The sequence below is a fragment of the Tabrizicola soli genome, assembly GCF_015999335.1.
Classification (GTDB): domain Bacteria; phylum Pseudomonadota; class Alphaproteobacteria; order Rhodobacterales; family Rhodobacteraceae; genus Tabrizicola; species Tabrizicola soli.
Map to the genome: position 1 here is coordinate 71,966 of NZ_JAEACP010000014.1, position 24,192 is coordinate 96,157.

A 24,192-nucleotide genomic window follows, 5' to 3' on the forward strand; every position below is an offset into this window, starting at 1 on the left:
GGGCCGGGATGGGGGGGCTCACGGTCAGAACACCCATCAGCGCCCCCGCCGGAAGACGTCGCTCATCTGCCCGCGCGGCCGCGACCGGGTCAGCGCCAGCAGCATCCCCATCGTGATCCCCGCCGCAATGACCGAGGAGCCGCCATAGCTCACGAAGGGCAGCGTCATCCCCTTGGCCGGCAGCAGCCGCACCGCCACGCCCATGTTGATCATCGCCTGCACCCCGAAGATGCAGGCCAGCCCCGTGCCCGCCAGCCGCGCGAAGGGATCGCGCTCGGCAAGGAGGCGACCCAGCGAGCGGACGACGATGATCCCGTACAGCGCCAGGATCGCCAGGACCAGGATCAGCCCGTATTCCTCGGCCGCGACCGCGATGATGAAGTCGGTATGCGCGTCGGGCAGCGACCATTTCACCTGGCCCTCGCCGACGCCGACGCCGAAGAACCCGCCCTCCTGGATCGCGTTCGCCGCATAGCCCAGTTGCGTGCGCGGATCGACGTCCGGCGACAGGAACCCGTCGATCCGGCGGGCGAAATGTTCCGAGGATTCATAGAAGGCCAGCCCGCTCAGCGCCACGATCCCGCCCACGACGACGATCAGCGTCATCGGCGCACCGCCGACGAAATAGATCACCCCCCAGGCAAAGACGATCAGCGCTGACTGGCCGAAGTCCGGCTGCATCGCCAGGAAGCCCACCACCATCAGCGTCAGCGCGAAGGAGATCGTCTTGCCCGGCGGTCCGTTCAGATCCTGGCCCGAAGCGATCAGCCAGGCCACCACGGCGACGAAGCCGGGCTTCAGGAACTCGGAGGGCTGGACCGAGGCGAAGCCGAAGCTGAACCAGCGCACCGCGCCCTTGCCGAAATCGGTGCCCAGCACCGGCAAGAGCATCAGCGCCAGCATCGAAACCGCGAAGCCCAGCACCCCCAGCCGCCGCACCTGCGCCGGCGACAGCGTCGAGATCGCGATCATCACCGCCAGCGCGACCCCGCCGAAGACGGCCTGGCGCTGGACATAATAGAACGGCTCCAGCCCGTTGCGCGTCGCCAGCGGCACCGAGGCCGCCAGCCCCAGGAGAAGCCCGATCCCGAACAGGACGAAGACCGAGGTCAGCGTCCATTTGTCGATCGTCCTCCACCAGCGGGGAATGACCGGCTCCGATACCCGAACGGGATTGGAGCCATAGACCATCTCAGTCATGGGAAACCGCCTGCTATGCCTGTTCTGCCTCAAGCCCGGGTGTGCCCCCGGGTCTTGGCCGGAAGGTTAGCGGCAAATCGTGTTCAAGGCCAGCGGGAATACGGTCTCGCCGCCGTGGCGGACGGCGTGAAAGCGAGAGGCCGATGCAATTCGCCGGATCGGACGGCTGGGGATTCACCCTTCGTCAACCGGGCGGCCGTCGAGTGCAGCGGACAAACCGGGGGGTTGCGTGATGCCAGGCATGGATCTGAATTCGCTGAAGCTTACCCGCAAACGGCCGGCATTGATGCTTGCGGTCGGCTCCATCGCCGAGACGACCGGCACCGAGGCCGACCGCCTCGCGCTGGTCGAACGGCAGCGCGTCGCCGGACGCGCGGAAGCGACCCGCCGCCAGGAGGCCGCGCGCGCCGAACAGGACCGCGCCCGCGCCGGGCACGAGGCCGCACGGGTCTCCCAGCGCCAGGCGCGGCAGAAGGTGGTGGACCATCCCGCCAGACCGCCGCGCCGCATGGCGTGCCGACAGCGAGCGAAGATCTCACCCGCCCAGCCGCAGCCGCGCGGTCTCAGCCATTCGCCAGCCGGTAGTCCGCCGGAGACGACCCCTCGCGGACCAGCCGTCCGTTCGGCAGGTCGTTGTCGTCCAGCTTCGCCCGGATATCGCCCTCGCTCAGGCCCAGCCGCTCCCAGCGGCCGCGCAGCCGGGCGCGCAACACGGGTTCGGCGACATCGACCATCGCGGTCAGGTCGAACATCGGCCGCAGCCGGTCCCAGGGGGCCTGGTCCAGCAGCAGATAGTTGCCCTCGACCACGATCACCGCCACCTCGGCCGGGATGAGCCGCGCGCCGGCCCGGGCGATCTCGAGCTTGCGGTCGAAGACCGGGACCGCCACCTCGGCCTCGTCGCGGGCGCGCAGGCGGGAGAGCGTGTGGCGAAGCCCGCCCACGTCAAAGGTCTGCGGCGCCCCCTTGCGTGGCCGCAGCCCCGCCGGCACCAGATGCAGGTCGTCGTAATGAAAGCCGTCCATCGGCAGGACCGCCGCCATCCCGGCGCGGCGGCCGTTCAGCTTGCCCACCAGCTTCTCCGCCAGCGTCGACTTGCCCGAGCCCGGCGCCCCGGCGATCGCCAGGATCACCCGTCCGCCCGCCGCCCGCGCCTCCAGCACATCGGCGAGCCCCGCCAGATCGATCGCCTGCACCATCCACGCCCCTCTTTCGCGAGAGGATGCCGGTCCCCGGCCCCGCGCGCAAGCCCTTCCCCCTGCCACGGCCCCCGTCTATCCTGCCGCCCGTCACCAGGGGGACCCATGCAGACCATGCTCGGCATCATCGGCGGATCCGGCGTCTACCAGATCGACGGGCTGGAATCTGCCGCCTGGACCAGGGTCGCGACGCCCTGGGGCCAGCCTTCGGACGAGATCCTCACCGGCCGGCTCGGCGGCCTGCCCCTGGCCTTCCTGCCCCGCCACGGGCGCGGCCATGTCCTCGACCCGGCCTCCGTCCCCTACCGCGCCAATATCGACGCGCTGAAGCGGCTGGGCTGCACCGACATCCTCGCCGTCTCGGCCGTGGGCTCGCTGCGCGAGGATTTCGCGCCCGGCGATTTCGTCCTCGTCGACCAGTTCATCGACCGCAGCACCCGCCGCCCGCCCAGCTTCTTCGGCCCCGGCCTCGTCGCCCATGTCAGCCTCGCCGACCCGACCTGCCCCCGCCTCGGCGCACTGGTCGCCCGGGCGGCGCGGGAGGCGGGCCTGACCCTCCACGCCGGCGCGACCTATCTGTCGATGGAGGGCCCGCAGTTCTCCACCCGCGCCGAAAGCCGGATGTATCGCGCCTGGGGCGCGGAGGTGATCGGCATGACCGGCATGTCCGAGGCCCGCCTCGCCCGCGAGGCCGAGCTCTGCTATGCCTCGCTCGCCATGGTCACCGATTATGACTGCTGGCACGAAAGCCACGGCGCGGTCGACGTCGCCGGGGTTGTCGCCGTGGTCCAGGCCAATGCCGCCGCCGCGCGCGGGCTGGTCGCGCGCCTGCCCGCACTCCTCGACCCCGACCGCCCGGCCTGCCCGCAGGGCTGCGACCATGCCCTGACCCATGCGCTGATGACCGCCCCCGAACGGCGCGACCCCGGCCTCGTCGCGAAACTCGACGCCATCGCGGCCCGCCTGCTCTGAAGGATCCGATGCAGAAGACCGTCAAGGACTACATCCGCACCATCCCCGGCTTCCCGCACGAGGGGATCCTGTTCCGCGACGTCACCACCCTCTTCGCCGACCCCCAGGGTTTCCGCCTCTGCATCGACCAGCTCGTCGCGCCGCACCGGGCCAGGCGGATCGACAGGGTCGCCGGGCTGGAGGCGCGCGGCTTCATCCTGGGCGGTGCTGTGGCCTATCGGCTGGCGACCGGCTTCGTCCCGATCCGCAAGAAGGGCAAGCTTCCCGGCCGCACCATCGCCCAGCCCTACAAGCTGGAATACGGCGAGGCCGTGATCGAGATCCATGACGACGCCCTGCAACCTGGCGAGAAGGTGCTGCTCGTCGACGACCTGCTCGCCACCGGCGGCACGGCCGAAGCCGGCATCCGCCTGATCGAGCGGCTCGGGGCCGAGGTGGTGGGCTGCGCCTTCATCGTCGACCTGCCCGACCTCGGCGGCCGCCGCAGGCTCGAGGCGATGGGGCTGGAGGTCCACGCCCTTTGCGCCTTCGAGGGGCTCTGAAAACCGGGCGCGACCCGGAGTTTCCCGAACTCCGTCACGATTTCCGCCAGGAAATCGTCGCGCCGGCCGCTGCAAGGGGCCCGCGTTAACCGTCCTGAAACAGAATCGCCCTAGACCTGTCCCTGTCGGAGCTACCCACTCCGGCGGCGCTGCTACCCACAGCGCGACCCACACACCCCGAAGCACCCCGTCGCAGGTATCCTCTTGCGGCGGGGTAACCTAGTCCAGCACCGCGCCCGGGTTCATGATCCCGCGCGGGTCCAACGCCGCCTTGATCGCCCGCATCGCCGCCAGCATTCCCGGATCGCCATAGCGCGCCAGATCGCCCCGCTTCAGCCGCCCCACCCCATGCTCGGCCGCAACCGACCCGCCCAGCGAATGGACCAGGTCATGCACCGCGTCCTTCACCCTTTCGCGCACCGCCTCGTGCTCGCCCCGGCCGTGTCCCGGCAGCGGAAAGACGTTCCAGTGCAGGTTGCCGTCGCCGAGATGGCCGAAGCAGTTCACCCGGAAGGCGCCGAACTCGCGGATCGCCCCGGGCGCGGCCGCGATGAAGCCGGGGATCGCCGACAGGGGCAGCGAGATGTCGTGGCTCGACACCGCCCCGATCCGCCGGTTGCCCTCGGGGATCAGCTCGCGCAGCTGCCACAGCGCCCGCCCCTGCGCCACCGAACCCGCAATCACCCCGTCCGTCACCAGCCCCCGGCCCGCCGCCGCCTCGTAAAGCCCCGCCATCGCGGCCTGCGGCTCAAGGCCCTGCGGCAGGCCCAGCTCGACCAGGACCATCCAGTCCGGCACCGGATCGAAGGGCGGGCGGACCGCAGGAAGGGTCTCGGCCAGGAAGTCGAACCCCGTCCGCCCGATCAGCTCGAAGGCCGAGACCATGCCCGCCAGCCGCTCCTGCGCCAGCGACAGCAGCGTCAGCGCGGCGGCGGGCGACGGCACCGCCAGAAGCGCCACCACCTCGGCCGCCGGAACCGGGAACAGCCGCAGGCTTGCCGCCGTGATCACCCCCAGCGTCCCCTCCGAGCCGATCAGGAGATCGCGCAGGTCATAGCCCGCATTGTCCTTGCGCAGCCGCGCCAGCCCGTTGAATAGCGTCCCGTCCGGCAGCACCGCCTCCAGCCCCAGGCAAAGCTCGCGCGTGTTGCCATAGCGCAGCACATGCACCCCCCCGGCATTGGTCGCGAGGTTCCCGCCGATCCGGCAACTGCCCTGGCTCGCCAGCGTCAGCGGAAAAAGCCGCCCGATCCGCGCCGCCTCGGCCTGCACCTCGGCCAGGATCATCCCCGCCTCGACCACCAGCGCATTCTCCTGCGCGAAGGCGCCACGCAGCCGGGTCATCCGCTCCAGCGACAGCACGAGCGGCGCGGGACCGCCGGTCATCACCTGCCCGCCGACCAGCCCCGTCCCCCCGCCCCAGGGCACCACGCCCACCCCGGCCTCGAAGCAGGTCCGCAGCAACGCCGCGACCTCGGCGGTGGTTTCGGGCCGGGCGACGGCGCCCGCCCGGCCCTGCCAGCGGCCCCTCGGCTCCTCCAGATGGCGCGGCTCGGGCGCGATGATCCGGCCGGGCGGCAGAAGCGCCTCCAGCCGGGCGACAAAGGCGGGATCGCAGGGGTTCAGCATCCAGAAGGCTCCTTCCCACAGTCCGGACCGGCATCAGCCCACATCCGTCCGCCCGCGCCGGTCGCCGCGCAGGTTGGCGTAAAGCACATGGTTGCGCCAGCGGCCGTTGATCTGCAGATAGCTCTGCGCCACGCCCTCGTACTTGAAGCCGCAGCGTTCCAGCACCCCGCGCGAGGCGGCATTCTCCGGCAGGCAGGCGGCCTCGATCCGGCTCAGGTCCATCCGGGTGAAGGCGTGATGCGTCAGCGCCAGGATCGCCTCGCGCATGTAGCCCTGCCGCACGAAGGCCGCGCCGATCCAGTAGCCATAGGTCCCGGTCTGCGCCGGCCCCCGGCGGATGTTGTCCAGGGTCAGCGCGCCAAGCAGCTGCTGGTCCTCGCGCCGGATCAGCAGCATCGGCAGCGCGGTGCCCTGCGCCTCGGCCCGCTGCGCCCAGTAGACCCGGTTGGTGAAGGCCCGCCGCGTCAGGTGGTCATTGGCCCAGACCGGCTCCCATCTGATCAGGAACTCGGCCGAGGCCTCGCGCAGCGCGGACCATTGCCGCCAGTCGCCATGTTCGGGCAGGCGCAGCGTCATGCGCTCGGTCTCGACCCGGACGCGGCGCTTCAGCCCCAGCATCAGGCGGCGAGCCCCTTCCGGATCGCCTCGATCCCCGGCGCGCCCGCAACCGGCCCGTAGACCGCCAGCGCCGAGCGTGCCCCGGTCAGCTCGGCGCCATAGGCGCGCACCGCCGCCGTATCCACCGCGTCGATCTTCGCCACCGCCTCGGCCACATCCGGCACCCGGCCCCAGATCGAGAGGAGCCGCGCATTGCGTTCCGCCCGGCTGGTCGGGCTTTCCAGCCCCATCAGCAGCCCCGCCCGCAGCTGCGCCCGCGCCCGCGCGACCTCGGCCTCGGTCATGTCCCCGGCCGCCCGCTTCAGCTCGTCCAGCGTCAGCTGGGTGAGTTCCCCGATCTCGGCCTCCGAGGTTCCGGCATAGATCGTGACCTGCCCGGTATCCTCATAGGCCGCCGACTGGACATAGATCGAATAGCACAGGCCCCGGTCCTCGCGGATCTTCTGGAACAGGCGGCTGGACATGCCGCCCCCCATCGCGGTCGCATAGACCTGCGCGGCATAGACCTTGTCGTCGCGGTAGCCCGGCCCCTCGAAGCTCAGCGCGAAATGCACCTGCTCCAGGTCCTTGACCTCGCGCCGCTCGCCGCCCTCGAAGCGCGCCGGCTCCATCGCCGACTTGCCCACCGGCTTCAGCCCGCCGAAGATCCGCTCCGCCGCAGCGACGATGGCGTCATGCTCCACGCCGCCCGCGGCCGAGAGGATCATCTGGTCCGGGCCGTAATGCGCCCCGGTGAAGGCCTCGAAATCCGCCCTGCGGAAAGTCGAGACCCGCTCCGCCGGCCCGAGGATGGTGCGGCCGAAGCTCTGGCCGGGATAGCTCACCTCATGCAGCCAGTCGAAGATGATGTCGTCCGGGGTGTCCAGCGCCTGGCCGATCTCCTGCAGGATCACATGGCGCTCGGTTTCGATATCGGCCTTGCGGAACAGGGGGTTGAGCACGATGTCGGCGATCACGTCCAGCGCCATGACCACGTCGCCCGAGAGCACCCGGGCGTAATAGGCTGTCATCTCGCGGCTGGTATAGGCGTTGATATAGCCGCCCACATCCTCGATCTCCTCGGCGATCCGCAACGCGCTGCGGCGGCGCGTCCCCTTGAAGGCCATATGCTCCAGGAAATGCGCGATGCCGTTCTGCTCGGCCGTCTCGTGCCGTCCCCCGGCCTCGACCCAGAGGCCGACCGAGGCCGATTGCAGCCCCGGCATCGCCTCGGTGACGATGCGAAAGCCGTTGGTCAGGGTATGGAGCTTCTGGGTCAAGATGCGGTCCAGTGGTTCTGTCGGATGGCCCGGTGATACAGCCCCGGCGCGGCTTGGGAAAGGGGCGCGCCCGCACCCTTCCCGGACGACCCCTCCTCGTGCGACTTCGTCTTCTCGTCGGAAAGCGGACCCGCAGCGAGGAGTGACGAAGTCATCGACGAGCGACCCTCTCGCGCACCAGGGCCTGCAGCGCGCCAAGATCGTTCGGCACCCGCGTCACCCGCTCGGCCCGCCCGAAGAGGTCCGCCATATGCGGCGGCAGGCCCGGCCGCACGCCCGTGGCACGTTCCACCGCATCGGGGAACTTCGCCGGATGCGCCGTCGCCAGCGTGATCATCGGGGCAAGGCCGACATGCTCCTCGGCCACCTTCACCCCCACCGCGGAATGCGGGCAGAGCAGCTCTCCAGTCGTCCGGTAATGCCGCGCGATCACCGCCAGCGTCTCGTCCTCGGAACAGCGGCCAGACGCAAAAGTTCCCCGCAGCATCTCCAGCGCACCCTGGCTGATCCGGAAGCCCCCGGCCTTCAGCTCGCCCATCAGCGCCGCCACCGCCGCGCCGTCGCGGCCATAGGCATCGAACAGCGCGCGTTCGAAGTTCGACGAGACCTGGATGTCCATCGAAGGGCTGATCGAGGGCCGGACCCCGTCCGTCCGGTACTCGCCCAGGCGCAGCGCCCGGTCGAGGATGTCGTTCTGGTTCGTCGCGATCACCAGCCGGTCGATCGGCAACCCCATCCGCCGGGCGATATAGCCCGCGAAGATGTCGCCGAAATTCCCCGTTGGCACGGTGAAGCCGACCGCCCGGTGCGGCGCGCCAAGCGCCGTGGCGGCGTAGAAGTAATACACCACCTGCGCCAGCACCCGCGCCCAGTTGATGCTGTTCACCCCTGCCAGCCGCACCCCGTCGCGGAAGGCGAAGTCGTTGAACATGTCCTTCACCCGCGCCTGGGCGTCGTCGAAATCGCCGTCGATGGCCAAAGCATGGACATTCGCCTCGGAGGGCGTGGTCATCTGCCGCCGCTGCACCTCGCTGACTCGACCATGCGGGAACAGGATGAACACATCCACATTGGCCAGCCCCCGGAACGCCTCCATCGCCGCCGAGCCGGTGTCTCCGCTCGTCGCGCCGACGATGGTGATCCGCTCCCCGGTCCGGGCCAGCGCCGCCTGCATCATCTGCCCGATCAGCTGCATGGCGAAGTCCTTGAAGGCCAGCGTCGGCCCGTGGAACAGCTCCAGCAGGAAATGGTTCGACCCGAGCTGCACCAAGGGCGCCCGGGCCGCGTGGTGGAAACCCTCATAGGCCTTTGCGATCAGCCCCCGGAACTCGTCGTCGGTGAAGAACCCGCCCAGATAGGGCCGCATCACCTTGAACGCGACCTCCTCATACGGGGCCCCCGCCAGCGCCGCGATCTCGGCATGGCTGAACTCCGGCACGGTTTCGGGAACGTAAAGCCCGCCGTCCCGCGCCAGCCCGGTCATCATCGCCTCGCCGAAGCCGAGGACGGGAGCGGTGCCGCGAGTCGAGATGTAGCGCATGATCTTGCCTTCAGTCGTTCCGGCCCCTGATACGCCAGAGAAGGAACAGTGTCATCCCCGCCCAGCTGGCCGCAAGCAGGAACCATTGGATCGCATAGCCCCAATGGTCGTTGGGGATGCCCGAAGCATCGACGGGCAGCGGGGTGATCCCGTCGCCGGTGGGCTTGCTCGCCACGATCAGCGTCGGCTCGGTCCCCAGCCGCGCGGCCATCGCCGCCACGTCGCGGGCGAACCACAGCCCGGTCCGCGCATCCGGCGGCGGGGTCGCGGCATTGGCATCCTGCGGCCAGTGCAGGTTGCCCTCGATCCGGGCCTCGGCCGCGCTTCGCGGCACCGCGCGGGCTTCGTCCTCGATGAACCCCCGCTGCACCAGGATCCTGCGCCCGCCCACCAGTTCGAAGGCCTCGATCATCAGCACGCCGGGACTTGCCCCGGTCTGGCCCGCCAGGACCTCCAGATACTCCCCGGTGAACCGCCCCTCGGCGAACACCGCCTGGAACTTGTCGCGGCCTTCCTCGGGCACCTCCGGCAAGGGGATCGGGGCATTGTGGATCCGGGCCTCGATCTCGTCCAGATAGGCGCGCTTTTCCCGCATCCGCTCCAGCTGCCAGAAGCCAAGGCTCATCAGCACGGCGACCCCGACGATGCCCATGAGGACGGGGAAGAAATAGCGGCGCATCGGTCATCCGGAAATGAAGGCGCAGGCCCGAAGGCCCGCGCGGGTTGGTGCTTCGGGGAAAGGGATCAGCCCTGGCCCCAGACGTAGATGGCGGCGAACAGGAACAGCCAGACCACGTCGACGAAGTGCCAGTACCAGGCCGCGGCCTCGAAGCCGACATGCTGCTCGGGGGTGAAATGGCCCTTCAGCGCGCGGATCAGGCAGACGGTCAGGAAGATCGTCCCGATGATGACGTGGAAGCCGTGGAAGCCGGTCGCCATGAAGAACGAGGCGCCGTAGATGTTGCCGGCGAAGCCGAAGGCGGCGTGGCTGTATTCATAGGCCTGCAAGAGGGTGAAGATGAAGCCCAGACCGATGGCCAGGATCAGCCCGTTCACCAGGTCGCGGCGGTTGTTCTCATGCACCAGGGCATGGTGCGCCCAGGTCGCGGCGCAGCCCGACAGAAGCAGGATCAGCGTGTTGATGAAGGGCAGGTGCCAGGGGTCGAAGGTCTCGATCCCGGCGGGCGGCCAGGGGCCGTCGACGGCGGGCGACTGCGGCCCCATCGGATAGAGTCGGTGCTTGAAGAAGGTCCAGAACCAGGCCGAGAAGAACATCACTTCCGACATGATGAACAGGATGAAGCCATAGCGCAGGCCCAGGCGCACGACCGGGGTATGGTCGCCGGTCTGGCCCTCGTGCACGACTTCCGCCCACCAGGCGTACATGACGTAAAGCACCCCGGCGAGGCCGGCCAGGAACAGCCAGTAGCCGCTGGCGAAATCGACGAAGGTATAGCCATTGTCCGGCGTCGCATCCGGCGTATGCATCCCCAGCACCGCGCCGAACAGCATCGCGAAAGCCGTGACAGCCCCCAGAAGCGGCCAGATCGACGGCGGCAGGACGTGGTAATCGTGGTTCTTTGCGTGAGCCATGGCCGGCGGTTCCCTCGTTTCTTTTCTCAGTTCACCGCAGCTGCGTTCTCTGCGGCGGAAGTTTCCAGCGCGGCCTGTCCGGCAGGCAGCGGGGTTTCGTGGAAGGTATAGCTCAGCACGATCTCGCGCACAAACTTCCCTTCGGGATCATCGACGATTTCAGGATCGATGTAGAAGCTGACCGGCATCTGCACCGTCTCGCCGGGCTGCAGCACCTGCTGGGTGAAGCAGAAACACTCGATCTTGGTGAAATAGCCCCCGGCGGCATAGGGGAAGACGTTGAAGCTGGCCGTGCCCGCGACCACGCGGTCGGTCGGGTTGTGCGCCTCGTAGAAGGCAAGGCCGGTCTCGCCGATCCGGATCTGCATGAAGGGGGCGACGGGTCGGAAGGTCCAGGGCATTCCCTGCTCCAGCGAGGCGTCGAAACGCACCTTCACGGTCTGCTCCAGGATCACATCCGAGCCGGCCTCGGCCACCGAGGTCGTGCCGGCATAGCCGGTGACGCGGCAGAACCAGTCGTAGAACGGCACCGCCGCGAAGGAGAGCGAGGCCATGGTCACCACCAGGGCGACCAGTTTCACCATCGTGCGGTTCGGGCCCTGCAGGCGCGGGAAGATCATGGCGCGTCCCCCGTTGCCGCGGGCTGTTCCGCCGGGGCCATGGCCGCGGGCGCCATCGGGGTCGGGGTCATCTCGCCCCGCGTCACCTTGACCACGGTCAGCGCGAAGACCAGGGCCACGAAGGCCGCCAGCGTCAAGCCGAGGCCCAGGTTGCGGCTGAAGCGGCGCTTGTGCAGCTCGTGCTGCGGCGGGAAGGCCATCACCAGCCCCCCAGCCCGTAGGGCTTCAGCAGCGCCTCGACCAGGAAGGCGGCGAAATGCAGGAAAAGATACAGCAGCGAGAAGCGGAAAAAGGACTTTTCCGCCGCGTAATTGTCGGCCACGGCCATGGCCTCGTCCCGGCGCCAGATGCGCAGGGCGCCGACCAGGAACCACAGGTTCAGCCCCACCGCCACCGCCAGCGCCAAGGGCCCGCCGATCCCGGTCAGCGCCGCGCCCAGCGCAAAGGGCGCCAGCAGGATCGTGTAGACCAGGATATGCCGCCGCGTCGCCTTGCGGCCATGCGTCACCGTCAGCATCGGCACGCCCGCCGCGTGGTAGTCTTCCTTCATGAACAGCGCCAGCGCCCAGAAATGCGGCGGGGTCCACATGAAGATCAGCGCGAACATCAGCACCGCCTCCAGCGAGACGGAACCCGTCGCCGCCGCCCAGCCGATCATCGGCGGGAAGGCCCCGGCCGCGCCGCCGATCACGATGTTCTGCGGGGTCGAGCGTTTCAGCCAGATCGAATAGACCACGGCATAGAAGAAGATGGTAAAGGCCAGAAGTCCCGCCGCGGCCATGTTGGTCGCCAGCCCCAGCATCACCACGCTGAAGCCCGAGAGCGCCAGCCCCAGCGCCAGCGCCTCGCCCGCCGGGATCCGTCCCGAGGGGATCGGCCGCCGCGCGGTGCGCTTCATCACCGCGTCGATGTCCGCATCCCACCACATGTTCAGCGCGCCCGAAGCCCCGCCGCCCAGCGCGATGAACAGGATCGCGGCGAAAGCCTCGACCGGGTGCAGCCCGACCGGGGCGACCAGCAGGCCGACCAGCGCGGTGAAGACCACCAGCGACATGACGCGCGGCTTCAGCAATTCGACATAATCGCCGAACCCCGCCTCGTGCGGGGTCTGGGTCGCGCCCTGATATGCTCCGATATCGCTCATTCCGGCTCCGTCTGCTGCAAGGGGGCCAGCCCTGGCAAACCCCCGTCAGATCGTTGCAGTCTGGCTGCGGCTCAGTCGTTCGCGGCGACCTGCACTTCGGCCGGGGTCTTTACCGCCGAAAGCTGCACGTCGCCGGTCTTGGCCTTGGCCAGCCACTCGGCATAGGCGGCCTCCGACACGACCTTGACCGTGATCGGCATGTATGCATGCATCTGGCCGCAAAGTTCCGAGCACTGGCCGAAATAGATGCCCTCGCGGTCGGCCTTGAACCACAGCGCGGCGGTGCGGCCGGGAACCGCGTCCTGCATCACGCCGAAGGCCGGAACCTTCCAGGAATGGATCACGTCGGCGCCGGTCACCTGGACCACGACGACCTTGCCCACGGGCACGACGACCGCGGTGTCGGTGGCCAGCAGGAACTGCTCCTTGGTATAGCCCGCCTCGACCAGTTGCGCCTCGACTTCGGGGGTCATCATGTTGGTGCCGCCGGTCGCAGGCGAGCCGATCATGTAGCTGTCGAAGCTCACGCCCTCGTCGACATATTCATAGTTCCAGTACCACTGGAAGCCGGTCGCCTTGATCGTGACCTCGCCCACCGGGATCTCCTGCTGCTTGAACAGGATCGGCAGCGAGAAGGCCCCGATGACGACCAGGATGACGACCGGAATCAGGGTCCATGCCACTTCCAGCGGCGAATTGTGGGTGAAACGCGCCGGAGTGGGGTTCGCACGACGGTTGTAGCGCAGGATCACGAACAGCAGCAGCGCGACGACCAGGATCACGACCGCCGTGATGATGTAGAGGATCATGTCGTCCAGCCAGTGCAGATCGCGCGCGCCCTCGGTCGCGGCAGGCTGGAACCCCATCAAGCCGTCCACCGGCTGCCCAACGATTTCAAGAGCTTGCTGCGCAAAGGCCGTTCCAGCCGCAAAAGCGGTGGTGCCAAGGGCTGCAATGCCGGTCATCACAGTGGAAAGGCGCATGTCTGTATCCCGTTCGCATGGCGGCCTGTCGCCGCCTTTTTTCGGGCCCTGCCTTTCCGGCAGAATCCCGCTGTTTCCTTTTGTCCTCAAACCATATTCGCCCGGCCGGGACAAGCAAAAGTGTCGCACCCCCCGGCCGGGCCCGGGCGCAGGGTCGGGTCCCCGCGCCCGCCCGATCCCCCCGCCGGGCTTTCCGCCTTGACCGGACCCGCGGCACGTCCCATCTCTGGCCCCTGCCCTTCCGCCAGAGGCCCGCGATGACCGACGCCCCCTTCCGCCCCTTCGACACCCACCTCGACGAGCCCGCCGCCCTCGCCACCCTGCGCGAGGCGACCGCCGGGGCCGACGACGGCGAGCTTTTCCTCGAACGCCGCCGGGCGGAGACCATCGTGCTGGACGACGGCCGCATCCGGCAAGCGACCTACGACGCCTCCCAAGGCTTCGGCCTCCGCGCCGTCCGGGGCGAGGTCGCGGGCTACGCCCATTCGACCGAGATCAGCGAGACCGCGCTCCGCCGCGCCGCCGAGACCGCCCGCCTCGCCGTGGGCGCGGGCGGCGGCACCCTGGCTCCCCCGCCGCGCGGCACCAACACCCGCCTCTACCGCCCTGACGACCCGATGGCCGACGCCGCCTTCCCGGTGAAGATCGACCTTCTGCGCGAGATCGACGCCCATGCCCGCGCGCTCGACCCCCGCGTGGTGCAGGTCTCGGCAACGCTTTCGGCGAGCCTGCAAGAGGTGGAAATCCTGCGCCCCGAGGGCACCCGCCTTGCCGACATCCGCCCGATGGCCCGCCTGAACGTCTCGGTGATGATCGAGGAGAACGGCCGCCGCGAACAGGGCGGCATGGGCAAGGGCGGCCGCCATGGCCTCGCCGAACTCATGTCGCCCGGGACCTGGAAGCCGATGATCGCCGAGGCCCTGCGCATCGCCCGCGTGAACCTTGGCGCGGTCGAAGCCCCCGCCGGCGTGATGGACGTCGTCCTCGGCCCCGGCTGGCCCGGCATCCTTCTGCACGAGGCCATCGGCCACGGGCTGGAGGGCGACTTCAACCGCAAGGAAACCTCGGCCTTCGCTGGGCTGATGGGGAAACAGATCGCGTCGAAAGGCGTGACTGTCCTTGATGACGGCACAATCCCCGACCGCCGCGGCTCGATCTCCATCGACGACGAGGGCACACCCTCGGCCCGGAACGTGCTGATCGAGGACGGCGTCCTGGTGGGCTACATGCAGGACCGCCAAAACGCCCGCCTGATGGGCGTCGCCCCCACCGGCAACGGGCGCCGCGAAAGCTTCGCCCATATCCCGATGCCGCGGATGACCAACACCTACATGCTGGCGGGCAAGGACGACCCCGCCGGGATCGTGGCCTCGCTCAAGGACGGCATCTACGCTGTGGGCTTCGGCGGCGGTCAGGTCGACATCACCTCCGGCAAGTTCGTGTTCAGCTGCACCGAGGCCTACCGGGTGCGGAACGGCGTGGTGGGCGAGGCGGTGAAGGGCGCGACCCTGATCGGCGACGGCGCGACCGCGCTGAAGGGCATCCGCGCCATCGGCAACGACCTGCAACTCGACCCCGGCATCGGCAACTGCGGCAAGGCCGGGCAATGGGTCCCGGTCGGCGTGGGCCAGCCGACGCTCATGATCCAGGGGCTGACGGTCGGCGGCGCCGCGGCCTGAAGCGGCCTCAGACCCGCGTGGCGGTGTAAAGGTTGATCTCGGCGGGGATGCGCAGGCAGCCGTCGTCCCCGACCAGACCCGCCCATTCCTCGCGCAGCGCCGCCAGGATCGCCGCCAGGTCCTCCGCCGTGCCGCCCGTGTCGCGCAACAGCCGCGGCAGGCCGCCGAGGTTCGACATGAGGTCAAGGACCGGCTCAAGGCCGCCGGGGTGGTCCAGCGTCAGGTCGACCGCCCGGCCCTCGGCCTGCAAACCCGCCGCATGCAAGATGCCCAGCACGCGGGGAATGTCGGAGAACGCCATCGGGCCGGGGCCATCGGGGTCCGACGGCGGTGGTGGACCAAGGCGAGCGGCGCCGATCCGCCCCGGCGTCGCAAAGAACGGGTTCGCCGCGGCCCGGCCCCAGACCGCCAGCACCATCCGCCCGCCCGGCCGCATCGTCCGGGCAAGGTTCATAAACGCCGCCACCGGATCGGCGAAGAACATCACCCCGAAGCGCGACAGGACCAGGTCGAACGCGGAGGGCGCGAAGCCATGATCCTGCGCATCGGCCCGCAGGAACCCGACCTGTGCCAGGCTTTCGGCCCTGGCCAATTCCTCGGCACGGGCGAGGAGCGGGGCCGAGATGTCGACACCCAGCGCCCTGCCCTGCGGCCCCACCGCCCTTGTCGCCGCAAGCGTCAGCGCTCCCGCGCCGCAGCCCACGTCCAGCACATGCTGGCCGGAAAGCGGTGCGGCCTCGGCCATGACCAGTGCGGTCACGTTCCGCATCAAGAGGTCCATCGCCGGTTGCTGAGCCACCCAGGCGCGACCGGGCGCATCGTTCCAGAACGTGTGCTGCTCTGCATTCGCCCCCGACATGCCCGCCTCCGTTCAGCGCCCGAACTTGCCCTTCAACGCATCCGCAAAGGCATTCCCGCCCCGCTGCGGCCCCGCCTGCATCGGCCCCCGCACCGGCTTGCCCGCCGCAGGTCCCCGCTCCCGCGCCTGATCCTTGGCGCTCGCCCCGCCGTCCGACTTCATCGTCAGCCCGATGCGCTTCCGCCCCACATCGACCTCGACCACCCGGACCTTGACCACATCCCCGGCCTTCACCACCGCATGGGGGTCCTTGACAAAGCTGTCGGACAACTGGCTCACATGCACCAGCCCGTCCTGATGCACGCCGATGTCCACGAAGGCCCCGAAGGCCGCCACGTTGGTCACCGTGCCCTCCAGCACCATCCCGGCCCTGAGGTCGGTGATCTCGTCCACCCCTTCGGTGAAGGTGGCGGTCTTGAAGCTGGGCCGGGGGTCGCGGCCGGGTTTTTCCAGCTCCGCGAGAATGTCCTTCACCGTCGGCAGCCCGAAGCGGTCGTCCACGAACGCGGCCGGGTTCAGCTTCTTCAAGGCCTCCCCGTCGCCCATCAGGCTGCGGATGTCCCGCCCGCAGGCCGCGACGATCTTCCGCGCCACGTCATAGGCTTCCGGGTGCACGGACGAGGCATCCAGCGGCTCCTTCCCCCCGCTGATCCGCAGGAAGCCCGCCGCCTGCTCGAAGGCCTTCGGCCCCAGCCGCGCGACCTTCAGCAACTCCTTCCGGGTTGCAAACGGCCCATTGGCATCGCGATGGGCGACGATGGCCTCGGCCAGCCCCGGCCCCACCCCCGACACCCGCGCCAGCAGCGGAGCGGAAGCGGTGTTCAAATCCACTCCCACCCCGTTCACCGCATCCTCCACCACCGCGTCCAGCGACTTGGCCAACCGATGCTGGTCCACGTCATGCTGGTACTGCCCGACGCCAATGGCCTTCGGCTCGATCTTCACCAGTTCCGCCAGCGGGTCCTGCAAGCGCCGGGCAATGCTGACCGCGCCGCGCAAAGACACGTCCAGCTCCGGAAACTCCCGCGCCGCCAACTCGCTCGCCGAATAGACCGAGGCCCCGGCTTCCGACACCACCACCTTCACCGGCTTCTCCGCCCCCGAAGGCAGCAGCGCCAGCAGGTCCGTCACCAGCTTCTCCGTCTCCCGGCTGGCCGTGCCGTTGCCGATGGCGATCAGCTTCACCCCGTGCTGCCCGATCGCCTTCGCAATCGCCACCTGCGCCCCTTTAAGGTCCATCCTCGGCTGGAACGGATAGACCGTATCCGTCGCCACCAGCTTGCCCGTCGCATCCACCACCGCGACCTTGACGCCGGTGCGGATGCCGGGGTCCAGTCCCATCGTCGCCTTCCCCCCCGCCGGGGCCGCCAGTAGCAGGTCCTTGAGGTTGCGCGCAAAGACCCGGATCGCCTCGGCCTCGGCCGCCTCGCGCAGCTCGGCCATCAGGTCCAGCGTCAGCGAAGTCTTCAGCTTCACCCGCCAGGCCCAGGCCGCCGCCTCGCGCAGCCACCTGTCGCCCGGTCCCTGCTCCGCGGCCCCCACCGCCGCGCCGCAGGCCCGTTCGGACGGGCTTTCGCCGCGGGGGGCTTCGGCGTCGATCTCGAGGTCCAGCACCAGCACCTCCTCGTTCCGCCCGCGGAACATCGCCAGCGCCCGGTGGCTCGGCACCCGGCTGAACTCCTCGCTATGGGCGAAATAGTCCGAGAACTTGGCCCCCGCCGCCTCTTTCCCGGCCACGACCTTCGCTGCCAGCTTCCCCGCCTTGCGCATGTGGTCGCGCAAGCGGCCCAGAAGCGAGGCATCCTCGCTCAGCCCCTCGGCCAGGATGTCGCGCGCACCCTCCAGCGCGGCCTTGGCATCCGGGAAGCCTTCCGACAGGAAGCCCGCCGCCAGCGCCGCCGGCTCTGCCGAACGGTCGGCGACGATCGCGTCGTAAAGCCCCTGCAAGCCGGCCTCGCGCGCGATCATCGCCTTGGTCCGGCGCTTCGGCTTGTAGGGCAGGTAAATGTCCTCCAGCTCCGCCTTGGTCCCCGCCCCGGCGATGGACTTCGCCAGCGCCTCGGTCATCTTGCCCTGCTCGGTGATCGAGCCGACGATCGCCGCCCGCCGCGCCTCCAGCTCGCGCAGATAGCCCAGGCGCTCCTCCAGCTTGCGCAACTGGGTATCGTCGAGGCCGCCCGTCACCTCTTTCCGGTAGCGGGCGACGAAGGGCACCGTCGCGCCGCCATCCAGAAGCTCGACCGCCGCGCTGACCTGCTGGGGCGTGGCCCCGATCTCGGCGGCGATCAGGCGGGGGATCTGGGTCAGGCTCATGCGAATCCTCGTCGGTTGGGGCGGGCAGACTAACCAAGAGAGGAGGCGAGGTGAAGGCAGGTCCGCCGCCGGGATGCCAGCCGCAATTCGCGTGATGCGGCATGGACTTCGGCGCGGCAATGCCTATCTTGTCGGAATGATCAGCTGTTTTCCCCTGCGCAGGACCCGGCCCTTTGCCGGATTTCCGCAAGGTCGCGCCCGACCCCGGGCGGCGACGCGGTTGCGCTGATCCGCCGTCCGGGGCACGCGTCCCTTTCCCCCTTCCTGTCAGTTCCGGTGCCGCAAGACGGCCGATCGCACCCAAGGAGTCCCGCCATGTCCAGAACCACCCGCCCCCAGATCGTCATCGCCCAGGAAACCCTCGACCACCTGGAGAAGCTGGTCGAGGGTGCGGCCGCCCGGATGCCGGCCCTGGCCGAGCGTCTGCTGGAGGAACTGTCGCGCGCCCGCATCGTTCCGGCCGCGAAGATGCCCGCCGATGTGGCCGGGATCGGCAGCTCGGTCACCTGGCGCGACGAGAGTACCGGACAGGAGCAATCGGCGACCCTGGTCTGGCCCGAGGCGGCCGACATCGGCGCGGGCCGCGTCTCGGTGCTGACCCCGATCGGCGTGGCGCTTCTGGGCCTGAAGGCCGGGGCGCGCTTTCCCTGGGAGACCCGCACCGGCGAGCGGCGCGAGCTGACGGTTCTGTCGGTCCAGCCGCCCACGCCGGTCTCGGTCTGACGCTCGCAGTCTAGCGGGCGACCGGACCCGCCTCGGTCAGGATCGCGTCCAGCCGGATGTCGTGCGGCTGGGGATAGATCGTCGCCAGCCGGGCCGACTGGAAGCCGATGCCGATGGTGAAGGGCCGCGGCGACAGGCTGGCCAATGTGCGGTCGAAATAGCCGCCGCCATAGCCCAGCCGGTAGCAGTCCCCGGTCCAGCCGACCACCGGCGCGAGCGAAATCTCGGGCGTGACCACCGGGGCGTCGGGCGGCGGCACCGGGATGTTCCAGTCGCCGCGCACCATCCGCGTTCCGGGCGTCCAGCGCCGGAAGACCAGGGGGGATGCCTTCACCTCGACCAGCGGCAGGGCGACCAGCGCCCCGGCCTCGTGCAGTTCGGCCAAGAGCGGGCGCAGGTCGGGCTCGCCCTTGATCGGCCAGTAGCCCGAGAAGACGCGGCCGCGCATCTCGCCGAAATGGCCGCGCAGGAAGCGGGCGAGATGGGAGGCGATGGCGGCGCCGATCTCCTGCCGCGCGGACACCGGCAGCGCGTCGCGCTCGGCCCGCAGGCGCGCCCGCTCGGCCTTGCGCCAGCGCGCGACGTCGCGGGCCTGTTCGGGATCGACGGCCAGCGGATCGAAATAGGTCGGGTCCACCTCGGCGGCCATGCAGGGCGGCGAGGCATAGGTCTTTCCGGTCATTGCCGTTCCTCCAGTGCGGCCAGGCAGGACTCGGCCTCGGCCACCATCCGGTTCAGCCTTTCGGCCGCCGGGATCACCTCGCGGATCGACCCCGCGCCCTGGCCGGCGTAAAGCGCCATCTCCTCCAGCGCGCCGGTGGTGTGGCGCATCGGGGAATCGGTGCTGTAGCGCAGGAGAGGCTGGCCGCTGTCATGCGCGATCACCTCACGCGGCAGCGTCGCCGGATCGTGGCCCAGCAGCCGGTCGCCCAGCCCTTCGGTGATGCTGTTGCCGATCACCCGCACGGCGGCCCCCCTGGGCCAGTTCAGCACGAAGACATCGGTCAGCACCGTATCCCCGCCGCCGGCGGCGACGACGCGGTCCTTGTGGTAGTCATGCGCGAAGGCCTCGGTCGTGGCGAGGAAGGCGGTGCCGCATTGCACCCCCTGAGCGCCCAGCGCCAGGGCCGCCGCAAGGCCGCGCCCGCTGCCGACCCCGCCCGAGACGACCACCGGCACCCGCGCCGTCCGCAGCACCTCCTCGGCCAGGGCGAAGGCGCCGATCCGGCCGTGGACATGGCCCCCGGCCTCGATCCCCTGGGTGATCAGCACGTCGGCCCCGGCGTCCTGCGCCTGCCGCGCCGCCTCGGGCGTGCCGACCTGATGCAGGACCAGGCAGCCCTCGCGCTTCACCCGGGCGACGGTCTCGGGCACCACGTCCCAGAAGAAGGTGAAGGCGCGCACCCCCAGATCGAGGCAGCGCGCGATCTGCCGGTCGAGCAGCGCGGGATCGGTGGCCGAAGGGATCACGTTCACCGCGAAGGGCCGGTCCGTCGCGGCGCGGAGCGCGCGGACCTCGGTCTCGATCAGCTCGGGGCTTTCGCGCACCATGCCCAGCATGGCGTAGCCCCCGGCATTGGCCACCGCCGCCGCCAGTTCCCAGCGGGCGACGCCGCCCATCCCGGCCAGAAGGATCGGGACCTCGCACCCCAGAAGATCGCACAGCGGCCTGCGCAGCCGCCCGGTCGTGTTCGCCATCGCTCCCCCTCCTGATGCCGGCCGGCGACCGGCGCTGGTCAACGCCGCCTGCGGCGCATGGTTGCATCCGGCTCAGGCATCTGTCGATGCCTCGAAGGGCGGGAACAGCTCGTCGTTCTCCAGCCGGATATGTTCGGAAAGATCGGCCAGGAATTCCTCCAGCCCGGCGTAAAGCGCGGCCCAGGTCCGGCAGGCGCCCCCCGGCAGGGTCAGGTTCCGGGTCAGGCGGCGGATCTCGGCCTGCTCCTGCGCGTGGTCCTCATGGTCGGCCCGCATCGCCGCGACCTTTTCGGCGGTTCCCGGCAGACCCCCCCGCCGGATCGCGGGAAAGAGAAGAAGCTCCTCCTTCTTCATGTGGACCTCAAGTTCGCCGATCAGGCGGCGCAAGAGGAGGGACAGGCCCTCGGGCAGGTCCTCGTCGCCGAAATGCACGTCCTCGACCCGTTCGGCCAGGGCCACGAGCGCGGGCAGCTGTTCGCGGTGGCGGGCGTGATACCGGCTCTCGATATGCCGCGTCAGCGCGGCCAGAGCCTCATGCCGATCCGTCGCGTCCATCCGCCCCTCCCCCACGCAGCGCCGGCACCGCCGAGGCGGCCCGGCCCGCATCCTGGACCGCCATGTGCAGCGAGCGCGCGATCCGCTCGGCCCGCTCGATCACATGCGCGGCGCCCGCGGGCGGGCAGACCTCCCCGGCCGTTGCGCGGAACAGCGTGAGCCAGCGGTCGAAATGCGTCCAGTCCACCGGCAGCGTGGCATGGGCCGGCACCGGGGCGCCATGATAGCGCCCGGTCATCAGCGCGACCGAGGACCAGAATTCCACCATCCGGTCGAGATGCGGCCCCCAATCGCGGATGCGCGCGGCGAAGATCGGCCCCAGCAGCGCATCGGCGCGGACGCGGTCGTAGAAGCGGTGGACCAGACGGCGCAGGATCTCCTCGTCCAGCCCGGTCCTTTCCATGAGCTCGGCGGTCAGGGCGGGGCGGGCAGAGATGATGGCGGGGCGGTCGAAAGACATGGCGGGGTCCGGTCCTGCTTGAACCCCTGTCTAGTCCCGCCAATAGGTACTGTAAATACCTATTACGAGGGTCCACCGCGGCGGTGTCAAGCGGCGGCCCTGAACCGCTTCAGCCGCAGCGCGTTGCCCACCACGAAGACGCTGGACAGCGCCATGGCCCCGGCCGCGAAGGCGGGCGACAAGAGGATGCCCCAGGCCGGATACAGCACCCCCGCCGCGACCGGGATCAAGAGCGCGTTGTAGACGAAGGCCCAGAACAGGTTCTGCCGGATATTGCCGATAGTCGCCCGCGACAGCGCGATGGCGTTCAGCACCCCCTTCAGGCTGCCCGACATCAGCACCACTTCGGCCGCCTCGATGGCGACATCGGTGCCGGTGCCGACCGCCAGACCCACATCGGCCTCGGCCAGGGCGGGCGCGTCGTTGATCCCGTCGCCGACGAAGGCCACCTTGCCCTGCGTGGCGCGCAGATGGCGCACCGCCTCGACCTTGCCCTCGGGCAGAACCTCGGCGATCACCTCGTCGATGCCGAGGCGCGCCGCGATGGCGCGGGCGGTGCGGGCATTGTCGCCGGTGATCATCGCGACCTTCAGGCCAAGGTCGTGCATCGCCCCGATCGCGGCCGGGGTCGTCTCCTTGATCGGGTCCGCGACCGCGACGATCGCCGCCAGCCGGCCGCCGACCGCCGCATAGAGCGGCGACTTGCCCTCGTTGCCCAGCCGCTCGGCGATGGCGGCGAAGCCCGAGACGTCATGGCCCAGCCCCGCCATGTAGCGGTCCGCCCCGATCTCGACCGGCTCGCCGCCGACCTCGGCCCGGACGCCCAGCCCGGTGACCGAGGCGAAGCCCGTGGCCTCGGCCAGGTGCAGCCCCTCGGCTTCGGCCGCCGCGACGATGGCGCGGGCGACCGGGTGCTCCGACTTCGCCTCGACGGCGGCGATCCTGGCCAGAACCCCGGCGCGGTCGAAGCCCGGCGCCAGTTCCAGGTCGGTCAGCGCGGGCCGGCCTTCGGTCAGGGTGCCGGTCTTGTCCACCGCGACGACACGCGCGTCCTTCAGAAGCTGCAGCGCCTCGCCCTTGCGGAACAGCACCCCCAGCTCCGCCCCGCGCCCGGTGCCGACCATGATCGAGGTCGGCGTCGCCAGGCCCATGGCGCAGGGGCAGGCGATGATCAGCACCGCCACCGCATTGACCAGCGCGAGGCTGAGCGCGGGCGTCGGACCGAAGGCCAGCCAGGCGGCGAAGGTCAGCGCGGCCAAGGCGAAGACCACCGGGACGAAGACCATCGTCACCTTGTCCACCAGCGCCTGGATCGGCATCTTCGAGCCCTGCGCCTCCTCGACCATGCGGATGATCTGGGCCAGCACCGTGTCGCCGCCGACCGCCGTGGCGCGCAGCGCGAAGGCGCCGGTCTGGTTCACCGTGCCCCCGACCACCGCGCTGCCCGCCGCCTTGGCCACGGGGATCGGCTCGCCCGTGATCATCGATTCATCGACATAGCTCTCGCCCTCTGTCACCTCGCCGTCGACCGGGATCCGCTCGCCGGGGCGGACCTCGACCAGATCCCCCGAGGCGACCGCGGCGATGGGAACCTCGACCACCGCACCGCCGCGCCGCACCCGCGCGGTCCGGGCCTGCATCCCCATCAGCCGCTTGATCGCGTCGGAGGTGCGGCCCTTGGCGCGGGCCTCCAGCAGGCGGCCCAGCAGGATCAGCGTCACGATCACCGCCGCCGCCTCGTAATAGACGTTCACCGTGCCCGCGGGCAGGAAGACCGGCGCGAAGGTCGCCACCATCGAGAAGCCATAGGCCGCCAGCGTCCCCACCGCGACCAGCGAGTTCATGTCGGGCGCCAGCCGCCACAGCGCGGGCAGGCCCTTCTCGTAGAAGCGGATGCCCGGCACGAACAGGACGACCGTCGTCAGCGCGAACTGGAGATACCAGCTGGCCTGCATCCCGATGGTCCGGGCGATCAGCCCGTGCACCCCCGGAACGAGATGCGCTCCCATCTCCAGCAGGAAGACCGGCAGGGTCAGGACGGCGGCCAGCAGCAGGTCGCGCTGCAATTCGCGCGCCTCGGCCGCCTTCCTCTCGCCGCGGGCCTCGGCCTCGCCGGGGTCGGCGGCGACGGGGGTGGCGTCATAGCCCACGGCCCCGATGGCGGCGATCAGCGCCGCGCCGTCGGCCGTGCCCTGCACCGTGGCCCGTTCGGTCGCAAGGTTCACCACCGCGCCCGAGACGCCCGGCACCGCCTTCAGCGCCCGCTCGACCCGGGCCACGCAGGAGGCGCAGGTCATGCCCTCGACCGCCAGCTCGACGGCGGCGGGGGCGGCCGGGACGCCGTAGCCCACCTTCTCGACCGCGGCGACCAGGCTGGCGCGGTCGACCGGGGCGTCGGTGGTGATGCTGGCCTTCTCGGTCGCAAGGTTCACCACCGCATCCGAGACGCCCGGAACGGCCTCCAGCGCGCGCTCGACGCGCAGCACGCAAGAGGCGCAGGTCATGCCCTCGATGGGCAGCGAGATCGTGGCGGGGGTCGGCTTGCGGGCGGGCATGGTCATCTGCCGCCTCCTTTCTGTCCGGTTCGGGATCGGGCGGCGCCTCCG

24 protein-coding genes are annotated in these 24,192 nt (G+C 70.0%); 4 read left to right on the plus strand and 20 right to left on the minus strand.

All coding sequences use genetic code 11. The features are described 5' to 3' along the window. Positions 1-36 precede the first annotated feature (36 nt). The 3 genes from I7S92_RS14175 to I7S92_RS14185 form a co-directional block, all read right to left on the minus strand. Positions 37-1,200, minus strand: coding sequence for a peptidoglycan glycosyltransferase FtsW (locus I7S92_RS14175; protein WP_197645457.1), 1,164 nt, complete (start codon positions 1,198-1,200; stop codon positions 37-39). 184 nt (positions 1,201-1,384) lie between these two features. Beyond that, positions 1,385-1,687, minus strand: coding sequence for a hypothetical protein (locus tag I7S92_RS14180; RefSeq protein WP_197645459.1), 303 nt, complete (start codon positions 1,685-1,687; stop codon positions 1,385-1,387). A gap of 76 nt (positions 1,688-1,763) precedes the next feature. Then, complete coding sequence (locus I7S92_RS14185; protein ID WP_197645461.1) at positions 1,764-2,399, minus strand: nucleoside/nucleotide kinase family protein; 636 nt, start codon at positions 2,397-2,399, stop codon at positions 1,764-1,766. A 105-nt stretch (positions 2,400-2,504) separates the two neighbouring features. Between I7S92_RS14185 and I7S92_RS14190 the strand changes: the two genes are divergently transcribed. Together I7S92_RS14190 and I7S92_RS14195 are read left to right on the plus strand one after the other, a co-directional pair. Next, the gene (locus I7S92_RS14190) at positions 2,505-3,371 is read left to right on the plus strand and encodes an S-methyl-5'-thioadenosine phosphorylase (protein ID WP_197645463.1); all 867 of its coding nucleotides are present in this window, start codon (positions 2,505-2,507) and stop codon (positions 3,369-3,371) included. Positions 3,372-3,379: 8 nt separating this feature from the next. Then, positions 3,380-3,913 carry an adenine phosphoribosyltransferase gene (locus I7S92_RS14195; RefSeq protein WP_197645465.1) on the plus strand — a complete coding sequence of 178 codons (534 nt, stop codon included), beginning with the start codon at positions 3,380-3,382 and terminating at the stop codon, positions 3,911-3,913. 219 nt (positions 3,914-4,132) lie between these two features. Here the strand turns inward: I7S92_RS14195 and I7S92_RS14200 are convergent, their stop codons facing one another. The 10 genes from I7S92_RS14200 to coxB all read right to left on the minus strand — a co-directional run bounded on the left by I7S92_RS14200 (position 4,133) and on the right by coxB (position 13,299). Next, a complete protein-coding gene (locus I7S92_RS14200; RefSeq protein WP_197645467.1) occupies positions 4,133-5,542 on the minus strand; it encodes an FAD-binding oxidoreductase in 1,410 nt (469 codons plus the stop codon). A 33-nt stretch (positions 5,543-5,575) separates the two neighbouring features. Beyond that, the gene (locus I7S92_RS14205) at positions 5,576-6,160 is read right to left on the minus strand and encodes a GNAT family N-acetyltransferase (RefSeq protein WP_197645469.1); all 585 of its coding nucleotides are present in this window, start codon (positions 6,158-6,160) and stop codon (positions 5,576-5,578) included. Next, a complete protein-coding gene (locus I7S92_RS14210) occupies positions 6,160-7,419 on the minus strand; it encodes a M16 family metallopeptidase (RefSeq protein ID WP_197645471.1) in 1,260 nt (419 codons plus the stop codon). Before I7S92_RS14210 ends, I7S92_RS14205 begins: the two co-directional genes overlap by 1 nt. Positions 7,420-7,570: 151 nt before the next feature. Beyond that, complete coding sequence (gene thrC, locus I7S92_RS14215; protein ID WP_197645473.1) at positions 7,571-8,959, minus strand: threonine synthase; 1,389 nt, start codon at positions 8,957-8,959, stop codon at positions 7,571-7,573. A 10-nt stretch (positions 8,960-8,969) separates the two neighbouring features. Next, entirely contained in the window at positions 8,970-9,638 is a 669-nt protein-coding gene (locus tag I7S92_RS14220) for an SURF1 family protein (protein ID WP_197645475.1), read from the minus strand. 65 nt (positions 9,639-9,703) lie between these two features. After that, positions 9,704-10,552 carry a cytochrome c oxidase subunit 3 gene (locus tag I7S92_RS14225; protein WP_197645477.1) on the minus strand — a complete coding sequence of 283 codons (849 nt, stop codon included), beginning with the start codon at positions 10,550-10,552 and terminating at the stop codon, positions 9,704-9,706. Positions 10,553-10,578: 26 nt separating this feature from the next. Next, the gene (locus I7S92_RS14230) at positions 10,579-11,172 is read right to left on the minus strand and encodes a cytochrome c oxidase assembly protein (RefSeq protein ID WP_197645479.1); all 594 of its coding nucleotides are present in this window, start codon (positions 11,170-11,172) and stop codon (positions 10,579-10,581) included. Beyond that, positions 11,169-11,372, minus strand: coding sequence for a cytochrome c oxidase system small membrane protein (locus I7S92_RS14235; RefSeq protein WP_197645481.1), 204 nt, complete (start codon positions 11,370-11,372; stop codon positions 11,169-11,171). The genes I7S92_RS14230 and I7S92_RS14235 overlap by 4 nt, the downstream gene beginning before the upstream one ends. Continuing rightward, complete coding sequence (gene cyoE, locus I7S92_RS14240; RefSeq protein WP_197645483.1) at positions 11,372-12,316, minus strand: heme o synthase; 945 nt, start codon at positions 12,314-12,316, stop codon at positions 11,372-11,374. Before cyoE ends, I7S92_RS14235 begins: the two co-directional genes overlap by 1 nt. 71 nt (positions 12,317-12,387) lie before the next feature. Then, the gene (coxB, locus tag I7S92_RS14245; RefSeq protein WP_197645485.1) at positions 12,388-13,299 is read right to left on the minus strand and encodes a cytochrome c oxidase subunit II; all 912 of its coding nucleotides are present in this window, start codon (positions 13,297-13,299) and stop codon (positions 12,388-12,390) included. A gap of 257 nt (positions 13,300-13,556) precedes the next feature. Between coxB and tldD the strand changes: the two genes are divergently transcribed. Next, positions 13,557-14,978: a metalloprotease TldD gene (tldD, locus tag I7S92_RS14250; RefSeq protein ID WP_197645487.1), complete on the plus strand. Its 1,422-nt coding sequence runs from the start codon at positions 13,557-13,559 to the stop codon at positions 14,976-14,978. A 7-nt stretch (positions 14,979-14,985) separates the two neighbouring features. On the opposite strand, the gene I7S92_RS14255 is transcribed toward tldD, so the two are convergent. Beyond that, positions 14,986-15,837: a class I SAM-dependent methyltransferase gene (locus tag I7S92_RS14255; protein ID WP_197645489.1), complete on the minus strand. Its 852-nt coding sequence runs from the start codon at positions 15,835-15,837 to the stop codon at positions 14,986-14,988. A 12-nt stretch (positions 15,838-15,849) separates the two neighbouring features. Then, positions 15,850-18,150, minus strand: a complete 2,301-nt coding sequence (locus I7S92_RS14260; protein WP_197645491.1) for a Tex family protein — start codon at positions 18,148-18,150, stop codon at positions 15,850-15,852. 315 nt (positions 18,151-18,465) lie between these two features. Here I7S92_RS14260 and rnk point away from each other — a divergent pair, with 315 nt between their 5' ends. Then, positions 18,466-18,873, plus strand: coding sequence for a nucleoside diphosphate kinase regulator (gene rnk / locus I7S92_RS14265; protein ID WP_197645493.1), 408 nt, complete (start codon positions 18,466-18,468; stop codon positions 18,871-18,873). 10 nt (positions 18,874-18,883) lie between these two features. On the opposite strand, the gene I7S92_RS14270 is transcribed toward rnk, so the two are convergent. From I7S92_RS14270 to I7S92_RS14290, 5 genes are all read right to left on the minus strand, one after another. Then, a complete protein-coding gene (locus tag I7S92_RS14270) occupies positions 18,884-19,555 on the minus strand; it encodes a 5-formyltetrahydrofolate cyclo-ligase (protein WP_242070212.1) in 672 nt (223 codons plus the stop codon). Then, positions 19,552-20,571: an NAD(P)H-dependent flavin oxidoreductase gene (locus tag I7S92_RS14275; RefSeq protein WP_197645495.1), complete on the minus strand. Its 1,020-nt coding sequence runs from the start codon at positions 20,569-20,571 to the stop codon at positions 19,552-19,554. Before I7S92_RS14275 ends, I7S92_RS14270 begins: the two co-directional genes overlap by 4 nt. Positions 20,572-20,643: 72 nt before the next feature. Beyond that, positions 20,644-21,126 (minus strand): hemerythrin domain-containing protein, encoded by a 483-nt coding sequence (locus I7S92_RS14280; RefSeq protein WP_197645504.1) that lies wholly within the window; start codon positions 21,124-21,126, stop codon positions 20,644-20,646. After that, positions 21,104-21,586, minus strand: coding sequence for a group III truncated hemoglobin (locus I7S92_RS14285; RefSeq protein ID WP_197645506.1), 483 nt, complete (start codon positions 21,584-21,586; stop codon positions 21,104-21,106). The genes I7S92_RS14280 and I7S92_RS14285 overlap by 23 nt, the downstream gene beginning before the upstream one ends. Before the next feature lie 86 nt (positions 21,587-21,672). Further along, the gene (locus I7S92_RS14290; protein ID WP_386003954.1) at positions 21,673-24,141 is read right to left on the minus strand and encodes a heavy metal translocating P-type ATPase; all 2,469 of its coding nucleotides are present in this window, start codon (positions 24,139-24,141) and stop codon (positions 21,673-21,675) included. Positions 24,142-24,192 lie beyond the last annotated feature (51 nt).